Source organism: Acrocarpospora corrugata, from assembly GCF_009687845.1.
Classification (GTDB): domain Bacteria; phylum Actinomycetota; class Actinomycetes; order Streptosporangiales; family Streptosporangiaceae; genus Acrocarpospora; species Acrocarpospora corrugata.
In genome coordinates this window covers 81,331-103,560 of record NZ_BLAD01000054.1, presented here as the reverse complement: position 1 = coordinate 103,560, position 22,230 = coordinate 81,331, and the positions used below count along the sequence as shown (strand labels likewise).

The 22,230-nt window shown below is 69.4% G+C and carries 25 protein-coding genes; 12 read left to right on the top strand and 13 right to left on the bottom strand.

The window, feature by feature from the left end:
* The first annotated feature begins 41 nt into the window (after window positions 1-41).
* Complete coding sequence (locus Acor_RS20155) at window positions 42-620, top strand: YqgE/AlgH family protein (protein WP_155338240.1); 579 nt, start codon at window positions 42-44, stop codon at window positions 618-620.
* A gap of 3 nt (window positions 621-623) precedes the next feature.
* Here Acor_RS20155 and Acor_RS20150 read toward each other — a convergent pair whose 3' ends face one another.
* Window positions 624-1,229, bottom strand: coding sequence for a TetR/AcrR family transcriptional regulator (locus tag Acor_RS20150; protein ID WP_155338239.1), 606 nt, complete (start codon window positions 1,227-1,229; stop codon window positions 624-626).
* 132 nt (window positions 1,230-1,361) lie between these two features.
* Here Acor_RS20150 and Acor_RS20145 point away from each other — a divergent pair, with 132 nt between their 5' ends.
* The 5 genes from Acor_RS20145 to Acor_RS20125 all read left to right on the top strand — a co-directional run bounded on the left by Acor_RS20145 (window position 1,362) and on the right by Acor_RS20125 (window position 6,837).
* Window positions 1,362-2,927 (top strand): DHA2 family efflux MFS transporter permease subunit, encoded by a 1,566-nt coding sequence (locus Acor_RS20145; protein WP_155338238.1) that lies wholly within the window; start codon window positions 1,362-1,364, stop codon window positions 2,925-2,927.
* A 72-nt stretch (window positions 2,928-2,999) separates the two neighbouring features.
* Window positions 3,000-3,245: a DUF3039 domain-containing protein gene (locus Acor_RS20140; RefSeq protein WP_155338237.1), complete on the top strand. Its 246-nt coding sequence runs from the start codon at window positions 3,000-3,002 to the stop codon at window positions 3,243-3,245.
* A 77-nt stretch (window positions 3,246-3,322) separates the two neighbouring features.
* Window positions 3,323-4,195, top strand: a complete 873-nt coding sequence (locus Acor_RS20135; protein ID WP_155338236.1) for a zinc metalloprotease — start codon at window positions 3,323-3,325, stop codon at window positions 4,193-4,195.
* Window positions 4,196-4,237: 42 nt separating this feature from the next.
* The gene (locus Acor_RS20130) at window positions 4,238-4,903 is read left to right on the top strand and encodes a hypothetical protein (protein WP_155338235.1); all 666 of its coding nucleotides are present in this window, start codon (window positions 4,238-4,240) and stop codon (window positions 4,901-4,903) included.
* Window positions 4,904-5,088: 185 nt separating this feature from the next.
* Complete coding sequence (locus Acor_RS20125) at window positions 5,089-6,837, top strand: DEAD/DEAH box helicase (RefSeq protein WP_155338234.1); 1,749 nt, start codon at window positions 5,089-5,091, stop codon at window positions 6,835-6,837.
* 204 nt (window positions 6,838-7,041) lie between these two features.
* Here Acor_RS20125 and Acor_RS20120 read toward each other — a convergent pair whose 3' ends face one another.
* From Acor_RS20120 to Acor_RS20110, 3 genes are read right to left on the bottom strand one after another with little or no spacing between them, the layout of a single operon-like run.
* Window positions 7,042-7,812 (bottom strand): GNAT family N-acetyltransferase, encoded by a 771-nt coding sequence (locus Acor_RS20120; RefSeq protein ID WP_246238819.1) that lies wholly within the window; start codon window positions 7,810-7,812, stop codon window positions 7,042-7,044.
* A 56-nt stretch (window positions 7,813-7,868) separates the two neighbouring features.
* The gene (locus Acor_RS20115; protein WP_155338232.1) at window positions 7,869-8,441 is read right to left on the bottom strand and encodes an isochorismatase family protein; all 573 of its coding nucleotides are present in this window, start codon (window positions 8,439-8,441) and stop codon (window positions 7,869-7,871) included.
* A 60-nt stretch (window positions 8,442-8,501) separates the two neighbouring features.
* On the bottom strand, window positions 8,502-9,773 hold the full coding sequence (locus Acor_RS20110; RefSeq protein ID WP_155338231.1) for a nicotinate phosphoribosyltransferase: 1,272 nt from the start codon (window positions 9,771-9,773) through the stop codon (window positions 8,502-8,504).
* A 63-nt stretch (window positions 9,774-9,836) separates the two neighbouring features.
* Between Acor_RS20110 and clpS the strand changes: the two genes are divergently transcribed.
* From clpS to Acor_RS20085, 5 genes are all read left to right on the top strand, one after another.
* Window positions 9,837-10,106, top strand: a complete 270-nt coding sequence (clpS, locus tag Acor_RS20105; RefSeq protein WP_422664822.1) for an ATP-dependent Clp protease adapter ClpS — start codon at window positions 9,837-9,839, stop codon at window positions 10,104-10,106.
* On the top strand, window positions 10,106-10,627 hold the full coding sequence (locus tag Acor_RS20100; protein WP_155338229.1) for a DUF2017 domain-containing protein: 522 nt from the start codon (window positions 10,106-10,108) through the stop codon (window positions 10,625-10,627). Before clpS ends, Acor_RS20100 begins: the two co-directional genes overlap by 1 nt.
* Window positions 10,628-10,637: 10 nt before the next feature.
* Window positions 10,638-11,039 (top strand): M67 family metallopeptidase, encoded by a 402-nt coding sequence (locus tag Acor_RS20095; protein ID WP_155338228.1) that lies wholly within the window; start codon window positions 10,638-10,640, stop codon window positions 11,037-11,039.
* Between the two features lie 145 nt (window positions 11,040-11,184).
* Window positions 11,185-11,457: a MoaD/ThiS family protein gene (locus Acor_RS20090; RefSeq protein WP_155338227.1), complete on the top strand. Its 273-nt coding sequence runs from the start codon at window positions 11,185-11,187 to the stop codon at window positions 11,455-11,457.
* Between the two features lie 6 nt (window positions 11,458-11,463).
* Window positions 11,464-12,411: a PLP-dependent cysteine synthase family protein gene (locus Acor_RS20085; protein ID WP_155338226.1), complete on the top strand. Its 948-nt coding sequence runs from the start codon at window positions 11,464-11,466 to the stop codon at window positions 12,409-12,411.
* Window positions 12,412-12,567: 156 nt separating this feature from the next.
* Here the strand turns inward: Acor_RS20085 and Acor_RS20080 are convergent, their stop codons facing one another.
* Both Acor_RS20080 and Acor_RS20075 read right to left on the bottom strand, forming a co-directional pair.
* Window positions 12,568-14,430, bottom strand: coding sequence for a DUF3352 domain-containing protein (locus tag Acor_RS20080; RefSeq protein ID WP_155338225.1), 1,863 nt, complete (start codon window positions 14,428-14,430; stop codon window positions 12,568-12,570).
* Window positions 14,431-14,516: 86 nt separating this feature from the next.
* Window positions 14,517-14,852, bottom strand: a complete 336-nt coding sequence (locus Acor_RS20075) for a hypothetical protein (RefSeq protein ID WP_155338224.1) — start codon at window positions 14,850-14,852, stop codon at window positions 14,517-14,519.
* Between the two features lie 132 nt (window positions 14,853-14,984).
* Between Acor_RS20075 and Acor_RS20070 the strand changes: the two genes are divergently transcribed.
* Window positions 14,985-15,779: a thioesterase family protein gene (locus Acor_RS20070; protein ID WP_155338223.1), complete on the top strand. Its 795-nt coding sequence runs from the start codon at window positions 14,985-14,987 to the stop codon at window positions 15,777-15,779.
* 195 nt (window positions 15,780-15,974) lie between these two features.
* Here Acor_RS20070 and Acor_RS20065 read toward each other — a convergent pair whose 3' ends face one another.
* From Acor_RS20065 to murI, 7 genes are all read right to left on the bottom strand, one after another.
* A complete protein-coding gene (locus Acor_RS20065; RefSeq protein ID WP_155338222.1) occupies window positions 15,975-16,238 on the bottom strand; it encodes a hypothetical protein in 264 nt (87 codons plus the stop codon).
* A gap of 25 nt (window positions 16,239-16,263) precedes the next feature.
* Window positions 16,264-17,043, bottom strand: a complete 780-nt coding sequence (locus Acor_RS20060; protein ID WP_155338221.1) for a toxin glutamine deamidase domain-containing protein — start codon at window positions 17,041-17,043, stop codon at window positions 16,264-16,266.
* Between the two features lie 289 nt (window positions 17,044-17,332).
* Entirely contained in the window at window positions 17,333-19,102 is a 1,770-nt protein-coding gene (locus Acor_RS20055; protein WP_246238817.1) for a molybdopterin-dependent oxidoreductase, read from the bottom strand.
* Between the two features lie 59 nt (window positions 19,103-19,161).
* Window positions 19,162-19,767, bottom strand: coding sequence for an RdgB/HAM1 family non-canonical purine NTP pyrophosphatase (gene rdgB, locus Acor_RS20050; RefSeq protein WP_155338220.1), 606 nt, complete (start codon window positions 19,765-19,767; stop codon window positions 19,162-19,164).
* A gap of 51 nt (window positions 19,768-19,818) precedes the next feature.
* Window positions 19,819-20,535 carry a ribonuclease PH gene (gene rph / locus Acor_RS20045; protein ID WP_155338219.1) on the bottom strand — a complete coding sequence of 239 codons (717 nt, stop codon included), beginning with the start codon at window positions 20,533-20,535 and terminating at the stop codon, window positions 19,819-19,821.
* 5 nt (window positions 20,536-20,540) lie between these two features.
* Entirely contained in the window at window positions 20,541-21,293 is a 753-nt protein-coding gene (locus Acor_RS20040; RefSeq protein WP_155338218.1) for an MBL fold metallo-hydrolase, read from the bottom strand.
* Window positions 21,290-22,129 carry a glutamate racemase gene (gene murI, locus Acor_RS20035; RefSeq protein ID WP_155338217.1) on the bottom strand — a complete coding sequence of 280 codons (840 nt, stop codon included), beginning with the start codon at window positions 22,127-22,129 and terminating at the stop codon, window positions 21,290-21,292. Before murI ends, Acor_RS20040 begins: the two co-directional genes overlap by 4 nt.
* Window positions 22,130-22,230 lie beyond the last annotated feature (101 nt).

Here is a 22,230-nt window from a genome sequence, read left to right as displayed (position 1 = left end):
AATCGTGCGCGATTAGTCCTTCCTGCCCCATCATGGAAGGTATGGCGGACGCGATCTACGTCGGCGGGTTGCTCGTAGCGACGCCACTGCTCGACGACCCGAACTTCCGGCGTAGCGTGGTGCTCGTCCTGGAGCACGATGACGACGGCGGCACCCTTGGCGTGGTCCTCAACCGCCCGAGCGACATCACCGTCACCCAGGTGCTGCCCGTGTGGGACGCGCTCGTCTCCGGGCCATCGGTGCTGTTCGAGGGTGGCCCGGTGCAGACCGACAGCGCGCTGGCGCTGGCCGTCGTGCTCAGTGGCGAGGAGCCGCTCGGCTGGCGGCGGCTGCACTCCGGCCGCCCGGCCGTCTCCCGGCTCGGCACGGTCGACCTGGACGCGCCGCCCGAGATCCTGGCCGGGGAGATCTCCCAGATGCGGATCTTCGCCGGGTACGCGGGCTGGACCAGCGGCCAGCTGGAGAACGAGGTCAGGGAAGGCGCCTGGTACGTGGTGGACTCCGAGCCCGGGGACACCTTTCATCCGGATCCGTCGACGCTGTGGCGCTCGGTGCTGCGCCGTCAGCCGGGCGAGCTCGCGATGGTCGCCACTTATCCGGACGATCCGAAGCTCAACTGATCCCTACTTGTCCCAGTCCGGGCGTAACGACGCCTCGGCGATGGCGAGGATCTCGTCCAGCCGCGCGGCCATTGCGTCCGCGTCCCGTACCTCGTCCGGCCGGCAGTACTCGAAGCCGACCCGGGCCACCGTGGTGAACAGCGCGAGCACGAAGTGCGAGCGCAGGTCGTCGGTGCCGCGGCGGCGGGCGATCTCGGCCAGCAGGCGCTGCTCGTTGGCCATCATCAGCCGCCGCTGGCCCGCCATGAACTGCGGGTGGTGATCCAGCAGCCTGCGGGTTTTGACGAACCGGGCGTGGTCGGCCTCGTCGCCCTCGCCCATGGCCGTCAGCGACAGCCGCATCGCCTGCGCCATCGCCACAAAGGGGGACTCGGATTCAGGACGGGCGGACAGCTCCGCTAGAAATATGTCCTGGGAGTCGGCCAGCAACGCCAGGGCGACGTCCTCCTTCGAACCGAAATATCGGAAGAACGTCCGCGGCGAGACCTCGACGTTCGCCGCGATCTGATCGATGGTCGAGGCCTCGTAGCCCTGTTCGAGGAACAGGTCGAGGGCCGCGTCGATCAAGGCCAGCCGGGTCTTCTGCTTCTTGCGCTCGCGTAGACCCATCCCTGTCACCCCCTCGAAACCCAAAGTTCACACACTGCCAGATGTCACCTTATGTCGGATAAAAGGATTTGTCATCTGTCACTCACTGACATAAATTGCTACGCGTTGACTTCTACAGGGGGGAATCCCGTCATGGCCCAAGCATTAGCAGCGCCTGCCGAGGCGCCGGAGAAACCTGGCCAGGGACGCCCCTGGCTGACGTTGCTCGCCGTTTCGCTCGGCGTGATCATGGTGATGCTGGATGGCACCGTCGTCGCCATCGCCAACCCGGTCATCGGCCAGGAACTGGGCGCCTCCCTGGCCGACCTGCAGTGGGTCACCAGCGGCTACCTGCTGGCCCTGGCGGTTTTCCTGATCACCGCGGGGAAGCTCGGCGACCTGTTCGGGCACAAGCGGGTCTTCCTGATCGGCGTGGCCGGATTCGCGCTCACCTCGCTCGCCATCGGCCTGACCTCCTCGGTCGAGGCGCTGATCGCGTTCCGCGTGCTCCAGGGCCTGTTCGGCGCGCTGCTGCAGCCCGCCGCGCTGGCGCTGCTCCGGCTCGCGTTCCCCGGTGACCGGCTGAACATGGCGATGGGCGCGTGGGGCGGCATCATCGGCCTGTCCAGCGCGGCCGGGCCGATCGTGGGCGGCCTGCTGGTGGAGAACGTGAGCTGGCAGTCGGTGTTCTTCATCAACGTGCCGGTCGGCGCGGTGGCGCTGGTGATGGGCCTGTGGGCGCTGCGGGAGAGCAAGACGCAGCTGCTCGCCCGGGTCGACTGGCCCGGTGTGGTGCTGCTGTCGGTCACCATGTTCTCGCTGGTCTGGGCGATCATCAAGGCGCCCGAGTGGGGCTGGGGCGACCCCGGCACGCTGGGCTTCCTGGCCGCCACCGTGCTGGTCGGCGCGGCGTTCCTGTTCTGGCAGACCCGGGCCAAGGAGCCGCTGCTCCCGCTCACCCTGTTCAAGAACGCGTCGTTCTCGATCGGCACCGGCCTGATGATCCTGATGGCCTTCTCGATGTTCGGGGCGATGTTCTTCCTCACGTTCTTCTTCCAGGGCGTGCACGGGCTCACCCCGCTGGAGTCGGGCGTCCGGATGCTCCCGATGAGCGCGGGCATGATCATCGCGTCTCCGCTGGCCGGTCTGGTGATCGGCAAGATCGGGCCGCGCATCCCGATCGCGGTCGGCATGCTCATCACCGCGACCGCCATGTTCCTGATGTCCCGGCTGAGCATCGAAGCCGAGTTCATCGACAGCGCCATCCCGTTCGCCCTGCTGGCGTTCGGCCTGTCCCCGGTGTTCGTCGGCGCGACCGAGATCATCGTCGGCAACGCCCCGCCGCAGCTGGCTGGCGTCGCCGGCGGCGTGCAGAACTCGGCCATGCAGGTCGGCGGCGCCCTCGGCACCGCCATCCTGGGCGCCGTCGTGGCCGCCAAGGTCTCCGACGTGTACGTCGGCTACCTCGGCCCGGCCGCGGCCGCCATCCCGCCCGATCAGATCGAGGGCCTCAAGGGCCTGGCCTCGGTGGGCATGGCCCCGCCCGGCCTGCCCGAGCAGGTGGCCGGCGTCATCGCCAACGCCTCCCACCTGTCCTTCATGGACGGCCTGCACCTCGGCTTCATGGTGAGCACCGGCGTCGCGATCGTCGCCGCCGTACTCGCCCTGCTGGTCAAGGCCGGCCGCAAGACCGAGGGCGCGCCCGTGCATGTGGGCTGATCGCTTTTCGGCGGGTACGGCTCTCGCCCGCGGGCGGGAGCCGTACCCGTGGCTGCGGCTAAACTCGGTGCGATGAGCAGTACGAAGATTCTTCCCGAGGCGGACGTCACGCCGGACCTGTCGACCGGGGACGGCGACCACGAGCGTTTCTCGCACTACGCGGACGCGAACAAGATCACCGAGAGTATGGTGACCGGCATCCCGATCCGCGCGCTCTGCGGCAAGGTGTGGACGCCGAGCCGGGATCCCAAGAAGTACCCGGTCTGCCCGGAGTGCAAGGAGATCTACGAAGGTCTCCCCTCCGGCGACGACGACTGAGTGTCGCTCCCCGCTGACCAGGTCCGATCCAGCTAGCGTGTGGAGGCTGGACCGACCAGTCGTATCGGGGGAAACGAATGGCCCGGCGTACGATCGCCGTCTCTTTGGCATGCCTGTTCACGCTGGGCCTGGTGCCGGGTTCCGCCGTCGCGGATCGTGAGTGCGCGGTGCGGGCGGCCCGGATGGCGCGGGGCGAACCGCGCGAGCCGGACGCCGCCGAGCTCGCCCGCGTCGAGGGGGAGCTGCGGGAACGGCTGTCCTCCCGGGTGGTGGCCGCGCAGATCGACGTGCCGATCTGGGTGCACGTGCTCACCGACGGCCAGCGCGGCGCGTCCGACAGCGCCGTCAAGGGCCAGGTCGCGACCCTCAACACGGCCTACGGCGGGGGGTTCGGCGGGACCGACACCGGGATCAGGTTCGTGCTCAAGGGGATCACCAGGACCCGTAACCAGGCCTGGTTCCGCGACCCGCTCGGCCACGAGGAGCCGATGAAGACCCTGCTCAGGCGCGGCGGCGGGGAGACGCTCAACCTGTTCGTCGGGCAGCTCAGCGAGCTCGTGCTGGGGTATGCCACCTATCCGCACTGGTTCCCCGACACCCCCAGGCTGGACGGCGTCGTCATCGACTGGCGCAGCCTGCCCGGCGGCGCGTTGCGCAACTTCGACCGCGGCTTCACCGGGGTGCACGAGATCGGGCACTGGTTCGGGCTGCTGCACACCTTCGAGAACGGCTGCGAGGCGCCCGGCGACTCGGTGGACGACACCCCCGCCGAGGGCCACCCCACCGACGGCTGCCCGTCGGCCAAGGACAGCTGCCCCGGCATCCCCGGCACCGACCCGATCCACAACTACATGGACTACAGCTTCGACCGCTGCATGTCCGAATTCACCCCAGGCCAGTCGGAGCGGATGCGGCAGATGTGGACGGCCTACCGCATACCGAAAGTCTGACCCGCATTGACCGTTCCGGCCCGGGCGTGAATTACTCCTGGCATGGACGACGGGAGGGTCTGGCCACCCACCGATCGGGGCGAGCCAGACCAGGACCTGCCCCCCTCCGCCCGCTGGTACGGCACGCCGACCGCCCCGCCGCGCCGGCTGCCCCGCTGGGCCGTCACCCTGCTGCTCGCCGCGCTGGCGCTGCTGACGGCCGGAGCGCTGGTCACCGTGCTCGTGCTGGCGGTGCTGGGCCGCCCGGACGAGCCCCCGGAGACGGTCGCCGTCAGCGACGACCTGGCCGGGGTCAGCTACCCGCTCCCGCCGGGCTGGCGGCAGGGCGTGCTGGCGCCCGTCACCGGGTTCACCTCGGTCGCCAGCAACCGGGACCTGGCCATCGCCATGCTCCGGCCGGGCGACCCGCTGGACGCGGCCGCCATCCGGCCCGAACTGGTGGAGCTCACCGAGCTGTACTCGCGGCTGCTCCTGCACGGCGACACGGTCGACGTCGTGGAGGACAAGGCGATCACCGTCGACGGCCGGACCGGGCACACCCGGGCGCTGCACGCCGAATACCGGGACGTGGTGAACCGCCCGGCGTTCCTGCGTGTGACCATTCTCACCGCGCCCGCCGGGGGGACGGTCGTGGTGCTCGGGCTGGCGCATCCGGACACACCGGAATCCCGTGCTGACATCGATCTGATCACCTCGGGCGTGCGCTGACGGATTCCGGCCGGACCGGCTGGCGCGGGGGACGGGATCCGCGGTGGTCGGCGTGTTTGTCGGTGGGGGCGGCTACTCTGGCCGGGATGTGTCGGGTGGACAACTGAACGGGGAGGCCGGGTGAGCAAGCGAATCCACCGCCATGGCGGCGGTCGCTCAGCTGATCAGCGGGAAGCGGGGGCGCAGTGAGCGTGTCCGCGGCGTCTCACCTGTCGCCTTCTTATCCGGATCGGGCCGCCTGGGGGACCGCCCCCAAGCTGCGCGCCTGGCAGCAGGAGGCGTTCGACCTCTACTTCCAGCGGGAGCCGCGCGACTTCCTGACCGTGGCGACGCCGGGGGCCGGGAAGACGACCTACGCGCTCCGCATCGCCAGCGAGCTGATGAACCGCGGCGTGATCCGGTCGATCACCGTCGTCACGCCGACCGAGCATCTGAAGCGGCAGTGGGCCGACGCGGCCGGCCGGGTCGGCATCAGCCTCGATCCCGAGTTCAAGAACAGCCAGGGCGCGACGTCGCGGGACTACGTCGGGGTCGCGGTCACCTACGCGCAGGTCGCCATGCATCCGGCGCTGCACCGGGCGCGCACCGAGGCGCGCAAGACGCTGGTCATCTTCGACGAGGTCCACCACGCCGGCGACGCCAAGTCCTGGGGCGACGGCATCCGCGAGGCGTTCGACCCGGCCACCCGGCGGCTCCAGCTCACCGGCACGCCGTTCCGGTCCGACGACAACCCGATCCCCTTCGTGGCCTACGCCGAGGACGGCGACGGCGCTCTCCGCAGCGTTTCGGACTATTCGTACGGCTACGGCCCCGCGCTCGCCGACGGCGTCGTCCGGCCGGTGATCTTCCTGGCCTACTCCGGCGAGATGAAATGGCGGACCAGGGCCGGTGACGAGATCACCGCCACGCTCGGCACGCCGCTCACCAAGGACCAGCTCGGCCAGGCCTGGCGGGCCGCCCTCGACCCGAAGGGCGACTGGATCCGGCAGGTCATCACGGCCGCCGACCGCCGCCTCACCGAGGTCCGCCGGGGCATGCCCGACGCGGGCGGCCTGATCATCGCCACCGACCACGAGACCGCCCGCGCCTACGCCAAGCACCTTCGTACGGTCACCGGCGAAGGCGCCACCGTCGTGCTCTCCGACGACCCCGGCGCGTCCAAGAAGATCAAGGAGTTCGGTCTCTCCACCCAGCGCTGGCTGGTGGCCGTCCGGATGGTCTCCGAGGGCGTCGACATTCCCCGTCTGGCCGTCGGCATCTATGCCACCAGCATCTCCACGCCGCTGTTCTTCGCCCAGGCCATCGGCCGTTTCGTCCGAATGCGCAAGCGCGGGGAGACGGCCTCCGTCTTCGTGCCCTCGGTGCCGCTGCTGCTGACCTTCGCGGCGGAGATGGAAGCCGAACGCGACCACATCCTGAACCGCAAACGCGACGAGGACGGTCTGGACGACCTGCTCCTCGAACAGGCGCAGCGTGAGCAGAAACAGCCCGACGCCCTCGGCGACGAGCTCCCCTTCCAGACGCTCGAAGCCTCCGCCACCTTCGACCGGGTCCTGTTCGACGGCGGCGAATTCGGCACCGCCGCCGCGTCGGGCTCCCCCGAGGAGGAGGACTTCCTCGGGCTGCCCGGCCTCCTCGAACCCGACCAGGTGGCCTCACTCCTGCGCAAACGCCAGGCCGACCAGCAGGCCGCCAAACGCCGCCAGCCCAAACCGGCCCCCGCCGAACTCGCCCCGCACGAGGTCATCCACGAACTCCGCAAGGAACTCAACGGCCTCGTCGGCGCCTGGAACCATCGCACCGGCCAGCCCCACGGCGTCATCCACGCCGACCTGCGCCGCTCCTGCGGCGGCCCCCCGATCGCCCAGGCCTCGGCCGAACAGATCCGGGAACGCATCGCCATGATCCGCCGCTGGGCCAGCCAGCGAAAGTAGGTCACGTGCCCGGTCTCTGGCGCGGGCGGCTCCCCACCGCGTCTGCATGGTCGGCGTGCGTGGCTACTGGGGACGATTGGCGCGCGCCGCCCTCCATCGCGTCTGCGCGGTCGCGCGGGCCAGCCATCTTGGGCGCGTGGCGGGTTTCGGTCGCCTCGAAGTCGACCAGGCCGGCCCGCTCGATGGGTGGTGGAATGGGTGGGGTTACTCCGCGTTGCGGTAGTGGTATCGGCAGATTTCGCGGAAACCCGCGCGTTCGTACAGGCGGAGGGCGGGGGGATTGTCGGGCTCGACCTGGAGGTACATGTGGTCGGCTTCGTGGGTGCTCGCCCAGGAGGCCAAAGCGGTGAGGACCTGGCGGGCCGCGCCCTTTCCGCGTGCTTCGGGGCGTGTGGCCATGTTGAATACGCCTGCCCAGCCGGTGTCGGCTACCGTGCGGCCGACGGCGACGACATCGTGCCCGATCAGGGCGGAGGCGTAGGCGCTGGGGTCCTTTACCCGGTCGAGCATGGCGCGCTCGGAATGGGGGTCGGCATGGGTGTGCACGGAGTGCCAGGTTTCGAACCATTCAGATGTCGGTCGGTCGTGCACATGAATGCGTAGCGTGGGCGCGGGCGTTGGTGTCGGTTCCAGGATCCGTGTGGTTGACGCCACCTGTAATGAGATCGGGCTTTGCCGGTGGTAGCCGCGGGTTGCGAGGGCGGTGTCGAGGTGTTCGGGGCAGGCTCCCGGGGTGATCTGGAATCGGGTGGTCGCGCCGTGGGTGGCGTAGAACTTTTCGGCGTCGATGATTCTTTGCGGGAGTTCGTCTGGGCTGGTGTCGGTGTGGGGTTGCACCGAGCCCACCCACCAGGAGCAGTTGGGGGCGTGGCGTAGCCACCAGCCTTCGGAGTGCTCGATGTGGGCGGCGGGGAGGGCGCGGGAGGCTCTCTCCTGGAGGGCTCGCAGCAGTTCCGAGCTGCTCACGGCGAACACGGACATTCCTCAAAGAACCGGCAAGTATTGGACACTCACCGATTTTGGCGTACCGGTCAGGGGTGGACGACGGGGGTGCCGGTCAGGTGGGCGCCGGCGTCGGAGAGCTGGGCCAGGGCGGCGGCCGTGGTGGCGGGGGCCACGCCGGCGGTGAGGTCGAGCAGGACGTGGACGGTGAAATCGTGGCGGACGGCGTCCAGGGCGGTGGCGCGGACGCAGTGGTCGGTGGCGATGCCGACGATGTCCAGGTGGGTGACGGCGTGCGAGCGGAGCCAGAAGTCGAGGGTGGCGCCGTCGGGGGCGGTGCCCTCGAAGCCGCTGTAGGCGGCGGAGTGTGCGCCTTTGCTGAAGATTTGTTGGACTTTGGTGGTGTCGAAGGCGGGGTGGAAGTCCGCTCCGGGGGTGTCGGCCACGCAGTGGGCGGGCCAGGTCTGGGCGTAGTCGGGGGTCGCCGAGAAGTGCGGGCCGGGGTCGATGTGGTAGTCGCGGGTGGCCACGACGTGGTCATACGGGTGGGTGCGCAGGTGTTCGGTGATGGCCGCGGCCACGTCGGCGCCGCCGGCGACCGGCAGGCTGCCGCCCTCGCAGAAGTCGTTCTGCACGTCCACGATGACAAGCGCGGTAGGCATGAAGCCAGCGTAGAAGATCGTGGGAGACCGGCGTCGTCCTCATGCGCCGCTCTCCCACGATCACTTAAAGATAGTAGGGATCGCGGGATCCCCGGGCGAGAGGCTGTGCGCTATTGCCGGTAATTCCGTCACAGAGGCGCGCACCCGGGCCCGCGCCGCGGGGAGAGGCTCCCGGCCGACGACGGCGCCGTCGCGGACCAGCGGGACCAGCAGGGGGCGTCCGGCGTGCTCGTCGGGGGCGAGGGTGACCAGCTCGGCGGTCGCGGTTCCGTCGCGTAGCGCCCGGTAGGCCCATTTGCGGCCGCCCCGGCTGGGTTTGCCGACGGACTTCTTGGCCACCGGCTGGAGGGCGCCGGTGGAATCCTCTCTGGTGACGAGTTTGTAGACGAGGTTGGCGGTGGGCGCGCCGGATCCTGTCACCAGGGAGGTGCCCACGCCGTAGCCGTCGACGGGGGCGGCGGCCAGGGCGGCGATGGCGAACTCGTCGAGGTCGCTGGTGACGACGATCCGGGTCTGGTGGGCGCCCAGGTCGTCGAGGAGCCGCCGGACCTCGATGGCGGCGGTGGCCAGGTCGCCGGAGTCGATGCGGACCGCGCCCAGCCCGGGTCCGGCCAGGTCGACGGCGGTCTTCACGGCTTTGGCCACGTCGTAGGTGTCGATCAGGAGGGTGGTGGACGCGCCGAGGGAGGCGAGCTGGGCCTGGAAGGCGGCTTCCTCGGAGTCGTGCAGCAGGGTGAAGGCGTGGGCGGAGGTGCCTGCGGTGGGCACGCCGTACTCCAGACCGGCCATCAGGTTGGAGGTGGAGCCGAATCCGCACAGGTAGGCGGCGCGGGAGGCGGCGACGGCGGCGCGTTCGTGGGTGCGGCGGGAGCCCATTTCGATGATCGGGCGGTCCCCGGCGGCGCGCGTCATCCGCGCGGCCGCGGAGGCGATGGCGCAGTCGTGGTTGAGGATCGACAGGACGACCGTCTCCAGCAGGACGGCCTCCGCGAAGGGCCCCTCGACCACCATGATCGGCGACCCCGGGTAGTACGTCTCACCTTCCCGATATCCGTATATATCCCCGGAAAACCGGAATCTAGCGAGGAAGTCATACGTGGGGGCGTCGACCAGGTCCCGGAGAAAGGCCAGTTCCTGCGGTCCGAACTGGAAGTTCTCGATTGCGTCAAGGATGCGTCCGGTGCCCGCGACCATGCCGTAACGCCGCCCGGCGGGCAGCCGCCGCGCGAAAACCTCGAAAATCGCGCGCCGATGGGCGGCTCCGCTGGCCAGCGCGGCCTGCAGCATGGTCAATTCGTAGTGGTCGGTAAGCAACGCCGTGTTCATGGTCATCTGCACGAGTCGAGAGTACGACCGCGGTAGGGCAGGATTGGGGATGTGGGTAGCACCGCTCCAATGAAGGTCGAGCGTCCGGCAATCGACGTGCGGCCCGATCTGCCATGGCTGGCCATCGTCTGGAACGACCCGGTCAACCTGATGTCCTATGTGACGTATGTGTTCCAGAGCGTCTTCGGTTTCACCCGGGAGAAGGCCGAGAAACTCATGCTCGACGTGCACCACAAGGGCCGGGCCGTGGTGTCCAGCGGAACCCGCGAGGAGATGGAACGCGACGTGCAGATCCTCCATTCGTACGGCCTGTGGGCCACGGTCCAGCGGGATTCCTGATGAGCACCGGGTTCAAGCCGACCAAGACCGGCGTCTCCATCCGGCTGGACGCGGCCGAGGCGTCGGTGCTGCGCTCCCTGGTCGGGCTGGTGCTCGGCCTGGTCGAGCCCGGCACCACCGGCGACGACCCGCTGCAGCGCGCGCTCGGCATCGGCGCGGCCGAGGTCCCCAGCGATCCGGTGCTCGCCCGGCTGTTCCCGTCGGCGTACGAGGATGACGAGGCGGCGGGGGAGTTCCGCCGCTACACCGAGGCGACGCTGCGCGAGGGCAAGCGGGCCGACGCGATCACCCTGATCGACACCGCGGCCGGCGGCGAGGTGGAGCTGACCACCGAGGAGGCCGGGGCCTGGATGCGGGCGCTGAACGACGTCCGGCTGATGCTCGGGGTGCGGCTGGAGGTGACCGAGGAGGTGCACGAGGAGATCGCGCGCATGTCCGAGGAGGACCCGCGCTATCCCGCGTTCGTGACCTACGACTGGCTCACCTACCTCCAGGACACGCTCGTCCGGGCCCTTTGGTAGCTTTGCCGGCATGTTGACGATCTCACGTGAGCTGGTCGACCAGATCGTGGCGCACGCCCGCGCGGATCACCCGGACGAGGCCTGCGGCGTGGTCGCCGGTCGGGACGGGGTGCCGGAGCGTTTCGTCCGGATGGAGAACGCGGAGCGTTCGCCGACCTTCTACCGGTTCGACTCGATGGAGCATTTCCGGGTCTGGCGGGACATGGACGACCGGGACGAGGAGCCGGTGGTGATCTACCACTCGCACACGGCCACCGAGGCCTATCCGTCCCGCACCGACGTGAGCTACGCCTCCGAGCCGTTCGCGCACTACGTCCTCTACTCCACGGAGTTCGACCAGTTCCGATCGTTCCGGATCGTGGACGGGGTCATCGAGGAGGAGGAAGTCAAGATCCTGGAGTCGAACGGCTAAACTGGGGCCATGTTCTCGGCGGTGCAGAAGTTCCTCTTCGCGCATACTCGATCGGTCGTCGTCTACGACTGTCGCTGACGCAGGAATCCGTGCGTGTATCCCTGTGTTTCACATAACGACAACTGATCAAGGAGAATGACCCGAGATGGCCATCGAGGTTCGCATCCCTACCATCCTGCGCACCTACACCGACGGCGCCAAGGCCGTCGACGCCTCCGGCGCCACGCTGGACGAGCTGATCGGCGACCTGGAAGCCCGGCACCCGGGTCTGCGGGCACGCCTGGTCGACGAGGGCAAACTGCGCCGCTTCGTCAACGTCTACCTCAACGACGAGGATGTGCGTTTCCTGGGCGGCCTCGGCACCCCGGTCACCGACGGCGACACGGTGACCGTGCTGCCCGCCGTCGCCGGTGGCTGAGCCGGCATGCGCTTCGACTCGCTGATCGATTCGGTCGGCCGTACGCCCCTGGTCGGCCTGCCCAGGCTGTCGCCCTCGGACGAGGTGCGGATCTGGGCCAAGCTGGAGGATCGTAACCCGACCGGTTCGATCAAGGACCGGCCCGCGCTGTGGATGATCGAACAGGCGGAGAAGGACGGGCTGCTCAGCCCGGGCTGCACGATCCTGGAACCCACCTCGGGGAACACCGGGATCTCGCTGGCCATGTCGGCGCGGCTCAAGGGGTACCGGCTGATCTGCGTGATGCCGGAGAACACCTCGGAGGAGCGGCGGCAGCTGCTGCGGATGTGGGGAGCGGAGATCATCTCCTCGCCCGCGGCGGGCGGCTCCAACGAGGCGGTCCGGGTCGCGAAGGGGCTGGCCGCCGAGAACCCCGACTGGGTGATGCTCTACCAGTACGGCAATCCGGCCAACTGGCGCTCGCACTATGAGTCCACCGGCCCCGAGATCCTGGAAGACCTGCCCACGATCACTCATTTCGTGGCCGGGCTGGGCACCACCGGAACGCTGATGGGCGTCGGACGTTACCTGCGCGAGCAGGTTCCCGGCGTGCAGATCGTGGCCGCCGAACCCCGCTACGGCGAACTGGTCTACGGGCTGCGGAACGTGGACGAAGGGTTCATCCCCGAGCTCTACGACGCCTCCGTGCTGACCACCCGCTTCTCCGTGTCGTCCGCCGACGCACTGGCCCGCACCCGCGAGCTGCTGGGCGCGGAGGGCATCTTCGCCGGCATCTCCACGGGTTGCGCTCTGCACGCGGCCCTGGGGATGGCGCGCAAGGCCGTACAGGCGGAAGAGCGGGCCGACATCGTGTTCATCGTCGCCGACGGCGGCTGGAAGTACTTGTCGACCGGCGCCTACGAGGGGACGCTGAACGAGGCGGAGGATCGGCTGGAAGGCCAGCTCTGGGCGTAGTCCCGTCCAGGGCATGGCGGCCGGAACTCGGAAAACCGCTTAGGTAAGCTGTCGAACGAAACGCCCGTCTCCAACTCTCAGGGGAGACGGGCGTTTCTTATGGTTTCCGGCCGGGGTGTTGGGCGGGAGGCCCGGCCGGGCACCGAGGGTGGTCGACTAGTTGAAGATGAGGCGGAGGGTGAAGCCGACCTCGCTGCCGGAGTACTGGGCGCTGAGGCCCACCGCGCGGAGTGCTTCCAGGTTGGCCCGGTCCTCGCCCTGGAGCGAGTTCAGGTAGAGCTTCTCGATCTTGTCGAGGTCGGCGTAGAGGGCGAAGTTGGCGTCGGCGGCGTTCGGGATGGCGAGCTTGAAGGTCTCGCTGTCGGCGAGCGTGCCGTTGGCGGCGAGCTTGGCGGCGTACTCCTCGGTGGTGGCGACCACCAGCTTGCCGTCGCCGGCCTTCTTGGCCAGCTGGACCGGCGTGCCGGTGTTGGCGAAGGCGAGTTCCACCTTCTCCAGCACCTCCTTGGCCTTGGCCGGGTCGGTGGACAGGACGGTGCCGACGTTCGGCAGGTTGCCGTCCAGGCCGTTCTCGTCCAGGGCGACGGTGATGCTCTTGCCGAGCAGGGCGGCCAGGTCGTCCGGCAGGGTCAGGCCGAACTGCTGCTCTGCCTCGGCCACGAACTGGTTGAGCTGCGCGCCCCCGTTGGCGTTGCTGGCCTTCAGGATCTCGGTCCACTGCTCGCTGAGCACGGCGCCCAGGCCGGAGATGGACATCGCGGCGGCGGTCGAGTCGGGCAGCTCGCCGAGGCGGGTGGCCTCCAGGTCGCTGGTGAGGGTGGTGTCGATGCCGCGGGTGATCCCGGTGATCTCGGCGTAGTCGCCGTCGAAGCGGAGCGCGCCGGCGAAGCGGCCGTTCTTGAGGCGGTCGCTGATCGTCTGGTCGACGACGCCGGTCATGCCGGACTCCAGGATCGGCTTGGCGCTGGCCCAGAAGGACAGCACGCCGGGCTCGCCCAGCGCCGCCATGTCGCCGGAGAAGTCGGGGTTGTCGGCCAGGGTGGGGGCGTCGGCGTACTTGTCGGCTTCGGCCTGGCTCTCGGCCAGGATCACGTAGCCGTCGCGGAAGGCGAAACCGGTCTTCTGCTTCTCCTTGGCGTCCATCTTCTGCAGGAAGGCGCGGGTGGCCTCCTCGTTGCTGGTCTGGATCGCGACCGCGACGCCGAGGGCGGCCTGCGGCTCGCCCTCCGCCGCCTTGCCCGGCTGCGAGAACGCGACGCCGACGCGGCTGCCCAGCCACGGCGCGACGTCCTTGGCGTAGTCGACGCCCTTGAAGTTGGGGCTGCTCTGCGCGAGCGAGTCGAACAGCGCCTGGCGCGGGTCGTCGCCGCTGAAGATGTCCTTGGTGGCGTTGAACTTGCGGGCGATGGTGAACAGCGCCAGCTTCTGGTTGGCGGCCGGGTCGAGGTCCAGGCGGACGTAGGCGAACGCGCTGCCGGGTAACACCTCGTGCGGCTGGGTGCCGCCGCCGCTGAGCGCGGAGACCACGTAGAAGCCGCCGCCGCCGACGATGCCGGCCAGGACGGCCGCGATCAGCGCGATGATCCAGCCGCGGCCGATGCCGCCGCGCTTGGGCTGGGGGGCGTGCTGGACGGGCGGGAGGCCGTAGCCGAGCTCCTCGGGCTGCTGCCACTGCTGGTGGGGCTGCTGCTGGTAGGGCTGCTGGCCGTACTGCGGCTGCTGGCCGTAGGGCTGCTGGCCGTACTGCTGGTTCTGGTACTGCTGGTCCTGGTAGTTCTGGGGGTAGTCGACCCGGGTCTGGTCGCCGTACTGCGGCTGCTGGCCCTGGCCGGGGTACTGCATGCGGGTCGCCGCGTCATCCTGCCCTGCCGGTCCGGGGTACGCCATGCGCGTCGGCTGGTCGCCCTCCGGTTGACCGTAGGGCTGGCCGTAGGACGGCTGAGGGGTTCGGTAGTGGACGGTCCGATCCGGGTCCTGGTTCTCGGGGAACGGGAAACCGGGGGGGTTCTCGGCAGGCATCTCTCTCAACTCACAGAAGGGGGTTTATCTCGGCGAGTTTGAAAATATGCCACATTGCCTGCGGTCCGCTTGCAGAGCGCTTGATGTTAGTCCCGTTTGAGATCTTTTCCTGGTCCTTTGAGGTGGATTTCGCCGCTGTCGCTGGACTCGATGAGGTCCCAGGGGACTACCTTGCTGTGGGCGTACAGCAGCCGGGTGAAGTTCTGGAGTGTTCCGGTGATCTTGCCGTTGGCGTCTCGGTGTACGCCCATGAGCCAGGGCGCGCGGTTGCACGAGACGAGCAGACCGGCTGTTTCCGGCTCGTCTGGTCTCCGGAACCAGCTGCTACGTTCGCGGATCATCTTCACGTCGACGACGTGGCCGACCCAGATTCCGTGTATGTCCCATACGGATTGTCCGATCAGATCGCGGGCACCCAACATAGATCATCCCCCCATTGGGAGTCTGCCCATGGATGCCGCGTTTTCCCTGATCAGGTGGCTAATGAACCGACCAAGAAGGGATATGGCCTAAGGTATCCACCAGAACAACATTCGGTACTGGTGGGGGTTTCTGTGACCAGGTTCGACGAGGCGACGAAGGCCATCCGGGTCGACGCGACGACGTACGAGGTGTGTCTGGACGACGGCTACGCCATCGGTGGCCCGCTCAACGGCGGCTACCTGATGGCCGCCCTGCTGCGCGCCACGGTCGACGCGTCCCCGCATCCGCACCCCGTCAGCACCAGCACCCAGTTCCTGCGCTCCGCCCGCCCCGGCCCGGCCGTCGTGCACCTGACCCCGCTCAAATCCGGCCGTACGACCACGGTCACCCAGGCGGTCCTCACCCAGCACGGCGACCCCTACCTGGCCGCTCTCATCACCACCGCCACCCTCACCCCCGACGCCGAGCCCTTCTACACGACCCCACCCACCACCCCCATGCCCCCCCTGGCCGACTGCGTCCAGCTCCCGGCCCCCAAGCCCGAATCCGGCATGACCCTCAACGCCCAGACCGACCTCCGCTTCGACCCCCCCACCATCGGCTGGCTCAACTCCACCCCCACCCGCCACCCCGAATCCCGCGCCTACTTCCGCCTCACCGAACCCCAGGCCCCCGACCCCTACGTCCTGGCCCTCGCGGTGGACGCGCTCCCCCCGGTCGCCTTCTCCGCCGGCCTCCGCGGCTGGGCCCCCACCGTCGAACTGACCTGGCACCTCCGCGCCCTCCCCGCCCCCGGCTGGCTCACCATCCGCGCCTCCGGCCGCCTCATCTCCGACGACTGGTTCGACGAGGACGTCGAAGTCCACGACTCCACCGGCCGACTGGTCGCCCAATCCCGCCAACTGGCCCGCGTCGGCCGCGCCTAACCGAAGGCGGCCATGCCCGACCGGGCGCCGTCGCGCCTACTGGGGGTTCGATCGGGCCCGAGGGGTCCGACCGGGCCGGACAGGGGGTCCGACCGGGCCGGACAGGGTTCGGCCGGGCCCGAGGAGGTCCGACGGGGTCCGACCCGGGCCTGACGGGGTTCGATGGCGTCTGACGGGTCCGGCGGGGTAACGGGCCTAACGGGGGGTTCGGTCGGGCCACTGTTCGGCCACGAGTTCGGGGGTGAGGAGGGGGCGGATGGAGATCTCGCCGGTCTGGCGGTCGATGACGATGCAGGCGCCGCCGACGGTGGCCGGTAACGAGGTCGGGTCTTCCGAGGTCGGATCGTGTGGCCAGGCGATGTAACCCGCGTCGAAGGCGTGGATGGAGACCTCGACGGCCTGCGGGCGTCCGCCGTTGAAGTACTCCTCGGCCAGGGCTCGTGCGCTTTCGGGGCTCATCGCGCACGCTCCGGGTGTGGGCGGGTCAAATTCGCTGGCCGCTGTGGTCGATGATGACGCAGAAGACGCCGGTGACGTTCTCGTACGGCGGTTCGACGGCCATGTGGCCGCGCTGGGCGTCGATCCAGAGCACCTCGCCGCGGGAGTTCACGGCGTTCCAGGCGTGGCTGCCGCCGTTGGGCCAGCGGGTGATGAGCATCGCGGACGCGCCCTGGCCGCCGCCGAGCAGACGCTGCGCGATGGTCAGGTAGGCGCGGCGGCCCTGGCCCAGATACTCGAACCGGTGGCCCAGCCACTGTTCGGCCCTGGCCACGCCTCCGGTCTCGCCGGAGAGGACGGGCTTGCCGACCCGGTCGTACTCGGGCTGGCGTGGGGCCGCCACCGCCGGTTCGCCGTGCCAGGTGGAGATGACGGCGAGGGCGCAGTCGATCGCGTTGGTGGAGCGGAACGGGTCCTCGGTCGGGCCCTCGGCGTTGATCAGCCGGATCCAGGTGCCGCGCGGGTCGGGGAAGCGTCCGACGGCCGCCTGCAGCAGGTCCTGCTGGGTCTGCGGGTCGGGCCTGGCCAGACCGCCGGCGATCCCGTACGGCCTGGCCTCGTCCAGCCGGGGCGGGCGGCAGCCGTGGTCGAACCAGTCGTCGGTGACGGACGGGCCGGGACTTCGCGGGCGGGGCGGGCGATCCTCCAGCGTCGGGGCCGGCGTCTCGGCGGCTTGTTCGTAATCACGCCAGCGGCGGCCATCACCCGAAACGACGGGGTTGTAGACGCCGGACGGCAGCCGCCACCGGGACTGACGATCGGCCATCCCCCTGAAAACCAACTGCAGGCCCCTCCCCCTCAGGTTGTCGATCGTAGGGGCCGTTTCAGCCGGGCAAGGCGCGTTTCCCAAATCATGCCGCTCCACTGGCCAACCCAAGAACCGCTGATCAGACGGTCGCATGGCGATCAGACGGCGACGTGCCGACTCCGACGGCCGCGTGTCGATCAGACGGCGACGTGCTGATCAGACGGTCGCGCGGTGAACCGACGGCCGTGTGCCGACCCTGCGGCCGTCGAAGTGCGTGTTGGGAGAGCCGGCGTTCACCCGCCTCCCGTCACACGGCCTCCATCAGGACCGACGGGTAGCCGGTCGCGCCGCTGGGGGCGGGGGGTGCGCCGTTGGCGGTCTGGGTTTGGCCGGTGCCGTCGGTGGCGCGGCAGCGGATGTTGTGGAGGCCGGGGGTGAAGTCCCATTCGATGGCCCACTGGCGCCAGGTGTCGAGGTTGGGTACTTCGGCCAGGCGGGCGACGCGCCATTCGCCCTCGTCGACCTGGACTTCCACCTTCTCGATGCCGCGGTGCTGGGCCCAGGCGACGCCGGCGATCGTGTTGCGGCCGGGCTTGACCTTGTTCCGGGGGACGTCGATGCGGGAGCCGGTCTTGATAGGGCCCTTGGCGGACCAGCCGCGTGGGGTCCAGTACGCCTCGTCCAGGTCGTAGCGGGTGACCTTGATGTCGGTGACCCATTTGGTGGCGGAGACGTAACCGTACAGGCCGGGGACGACCTGGCGGACGGGGAAGCCGTGTGCGACGGGGAGGACCTCGCCGTTCATGGCGATGGCGAACAGGGCGTCGCGGCCGTCCATCACGATGTCGACGGGGGTGCCGCAGGTGAAGCCGTCGGTGGAGGTGCTGAGCAGCATGTCGGCGTCGGCGTGCAGGCCGGCCTCGCGGAGGATGTCGGCCATCCGCACGCCCAGCCAGCGGGCGTTGCCCACGTAGGGGCCGTTGACCTCGTTGGAGACGCAGGTGAGGGTGACGTCGGCTTCGGTCAGCGGGCGTCTGAGCAGCTCGTCGAAGGTGATCTCGATGGGCTTGTCGACCATGCCGTGGATCTTCAGGCTCCAGGACTTGGGGTCCACCGAGGGCACCACCAGCGCGGTGTCCACGCGGTAGAAGTCGTGGTTGGGGGTGGTGAACGGGGACAGGTTCGGGAGCTTGAAGTCCACTCCGGCCGGGAGGGGCGGCAGGGGCGTGGCGGGGGTGGGCAGCGCCTTGGCGATGGCCGTGCGCTCGGCGGAGACGTCGTTGCGGCCGGCGAGCAGCTGACCCGCGACTCCGGACACGCCGGCGACCCCGAGCCCCACGCTGACGCCGGTCAGGAGTTTGCGGCGGTTGAACGCGTACAGATCAGATCCGGCGCGCATGACCGGGGGCATCTCCGCGTCCGATCCGCCCTTGACCGGCTCTTGTTCCGCGGCGGCGTGTTCGGATTCGCGCTCGGCCGGCTCTTGTTCGGCGGCGCGGTCGGATCCGCCCTCGACCGGCTCTTGTTCGGCGGCGGCGTGTTCGGATTCGCGCTCGGCCAGTTCTCGTTCGGCGGCGGCGTGTTCCGATTTGCGCTCGGCTCGTTCCGCGGCGGCGCGTTCGGATTCGGCCCACGGCGGGGGTTCCAGGCGGCGGAACAGGGAGGACAACGCCATCGCGCCCGCGGCCGCGCCGAGTAGCGGCGGCAGGATGGCGAACGGTCCGGCCTCCGCGCCGGAGAGGACGGCCACCATGCCGACCACGCCGAACAGATACAGGCCGGTCACGCCGAAGCCGACCCGGCGGCGGGAGAGGAGGCCGAGTGTGGCGGCGAACAGGACGATGACCGCGAGGATGCCGCTGATCAGGACGTTCTTGTCGTTCTCGCCGAACGTGCGGATCGCCCATTCCTTCAGCCAGAGCGGCGTGAGGTCAACGGCGGAGTTTCCGACGGCGATGATCGCCGAGGTTTCGCCGAGACCTCCGGCGACGAGCTGGGCGACGCCGAGCGCGACCGCGCCGGCCGTCACTCCGACCAGAGCGGCCGCCCAGGCGGGCAGGCGAGTGCGTGGTTCCACAGCCGAAACCTACGCCCGCCGGGCGACAGAAGATCTTACGAGCGGGTTACGAGCCGGGCTCACCCGCCCAGGACCTCGATGATTACCGGAATCATGGCGCGGAACGACTTGCCCCGGTGGCTGATGGCGTCCTTCTCCGCGGCGGCCAGTTCGCCCGTGGTGAGGGTTTCGCCGTCCGGGACGAAGATCGGGTCGTAGCCGAAGCCGTTGCCGCCGCGCGGCTCGCGGATCAGGGTGCCGCGCATGATGCCGTCGACCGTGCGCTCCTCGCCCGACGGGAGCGCGAGCGCCGCCGTACAGGTGAAATGGGCTTGGCGGCGGCCGTCGGGGACGTCGGTGAGCTGGGCCAGGAGCAGGTTGAGGTTGGCCTGGTCGTCGCCGTGGGAGCCGGACCAGCGGGCCGAGAAGATGCCGGGCATGCCGTTCAGGGCGTCGACGCAGAGGCCGGAGTCGTCGGCGATCGCGGGCAGGCCGCTTTCCTTGGCCACGGTGTGCGCTTTGAGCAGCGCGTTCTCCGCGAAGGTGAGGCCGGTTTCGGCCACCTCGCCGATCTCGGGGAACGCCTCCAGGCCCACCAGATCGATGGGCACCTGCGCTTCCTCGAGAATCCGGCGGAATTCGACGATCTTGCCCGCGTTGCGGGTCGCCAGCACCAGACGTGTCATTTCATCCCCTAAACCAACCGACGCGACCTCAATGGTGGGTTACGGCCGCGCTCAGGCCAAAACGGTTTTCTGGAGTTCGGTGAGTTCGGCGCAGCCGGCCGCGGCCAGGTCGAGCAGCTCGTCCAGGATGTTCCGGTCGAAGGGGGCGCCCTCCGCGGTGCCCTGCACCTCGACGAACGCGCCCCTGCCGGTCATGACCACGTTCATGTCGGTCTCCGCCTTCACGTCCTCGACGTAGCAGAGGTCCAGCAGCGGCGTGGTGCCCACGATCCCCACCGAGACGGCCGCGACCGAGTCGACCAGCGGGTCGCCGGGGCACATGCGCTTCTTGCGCATCCACCCGACCGCGTCGGCCAGCGCCACGTAGGCGCCGGTGATCGCGGCCGTGCGGGTGCCGCCGTCGGCCTGGAGCACGTCGCAGTCCAGGATGATGGAGTTCTCGCCGAGCGCCTTGTAGTCGACGCAGGCGCGCAGCGACCGGCCGATCAGGCGGGAGATCTCATGGGTCCTGCCGCCGATCTTGCCCCGGACCGACTCGCGGTCGCCGCGCGTGTTGGTGGCGCGGGGCAGCATCGCATACTCCGCCGTCACCCAGCCGAGGCCGCTGCCTTTGCGCCAGCGCGGCACGCCGCTCTCCACCGTCGCGGCGCAGAGCACCTTCGTGCCGCCGAACTCGACGAGGACCGAGCCTTCGGCGTGGGCGAGCCAGTTCCGGGTGATCGTGACGGGCCGGAGCTGGTCGGGAGAACGTCCATCAGAGCGAGCCATGAGCTTCACCCTAGGTCATAGACCGCACCGCTTCTGGCCAACTCCATCCGGCCGGTGAAGCCCGCGTTCGACGCGTCGGACAGGATGCGGACGGGGTCGTGCCAGGGGACGAGGTGGGTCAGGATCAGCCGGTCCACTTCGGCCTTGGCGGCGTGCTCGGCCGCCTGACGGCCGTTGAGGTGCAGGTCAGCGGGGAGGTCGGGGAGGTCGGGGAAGGACGCCTCGCAGAGCAGGATGTCGGCGTCCCTGGCCAGCCGGACCAGCTCCGCGGATTCGCCGGTGTCGCCGGAGTACGCGACCGAGCGGCCGCCGCAGGAGATGCGGAATCCGTAGGTTTCCACGGGATGGTTCATCAGGGCGGTGGTGACCTCGAACGGGCCGATCTGGCGGGTTCCCGGGGCGAGGGGATGGAAGTCGAACGCAGTTTCGAGCGCGGGTTCGTCGGGCATACCGTAGGCGCGGTTGAGGCGGATGGGGGCGTCGGCGGGGGCGTACACGGGCAGGCGCGGGAACGGGCCGTCGGGGGAGTAGGTGCGGACGACGTGGTAGGGGCAGAGGTCGAGGCAGTGGTCGCCGTGCAGGTGGGACAGGCAGATGGCGTCCACCTGGTCTAATCCGACGTGGCGTTGCAGGGCGCCGAGCGCGCCGTTGCCGAAGTCGACGACCAGGCTGAAGTCTTCCGCTTCGAACAGATAGCAGGACGCGGGGCTGTCCGGCCCCGGGAAACTGCCCGAGCACCCGACGATTGTGAGCTTCACACCGACCTCCCATTCGCGGAGACGTCCACGATTTCGGGTACGTCGCCGACTGCCGCCATTTCGACTGCCTGGATCTCCGGCCCCAGGAACCTCCGTCCCAGCAGGGCGAACGGAGCCGGATCGCCGGTCGCGCGGAACCGGTGCTTCGGCACCGCCGCCGGTCGGTTGAGCCCCCGGTCGTGCAACACGCGATAGACGTCCTTCGCGGTCTCCTCGGCGCTCGACACGAGCGTCACGCCGTCCCCCGCGACGTAGGAGATCGCTCCGATGAGGAGGGGATAGTGGGTGCAGCCGAGGATGAGCGTGTCGCAGCCTTCCGCCAGGATCGGCGTCAGATACTCGCGCACCGCCTCGATCAGCCCGTCGCTGTCGGTCTCCCCCCGCTCGACGAACTCCACCAGCCGCGGCGCGGCCACCCCCACCAGTTCGACGTGCGGCGCCGCCGCGAACGCGTCGTGGTAGGCCATCGACTCGATGGTGGCCCGCGTCCCGATCACCCCGACCCGCCCGTTCCTGGTCGCCCGCACGGCTCGGCGGGTGGCCGGCTGGATCACCTCCACCACCGGCACGTCATACCGCTCCCTCGCGTCCCGCAGCACGGCCGCGCTGGCGCTGTTGCAGGCGATCACCAGCATCTTCACCTCATGCTCGACCAGGTGGTCCATCACCTCCAGTGCGTAGCCCCGGACCTCCGCGATGCTCTTCGGCCCGTACGGCTGCCGCGCGGTGTCCGCCACATACAAGATCGACTCATGCGGCAACTGATCGATGATGGCCCGCGCCACGGTCAGCCCGCCGACGCCGCTGTCAAAGATCCCAATGCTCCCGTCCAACATGCTTCCCAAGGTTAAGGGACCACCCCCCACTCACTCCCGGTAAGAATCCTCAGAACAGCCTGTGTTTGCCGACCACATGACGAGCGCCCGCTCCCCGGGTG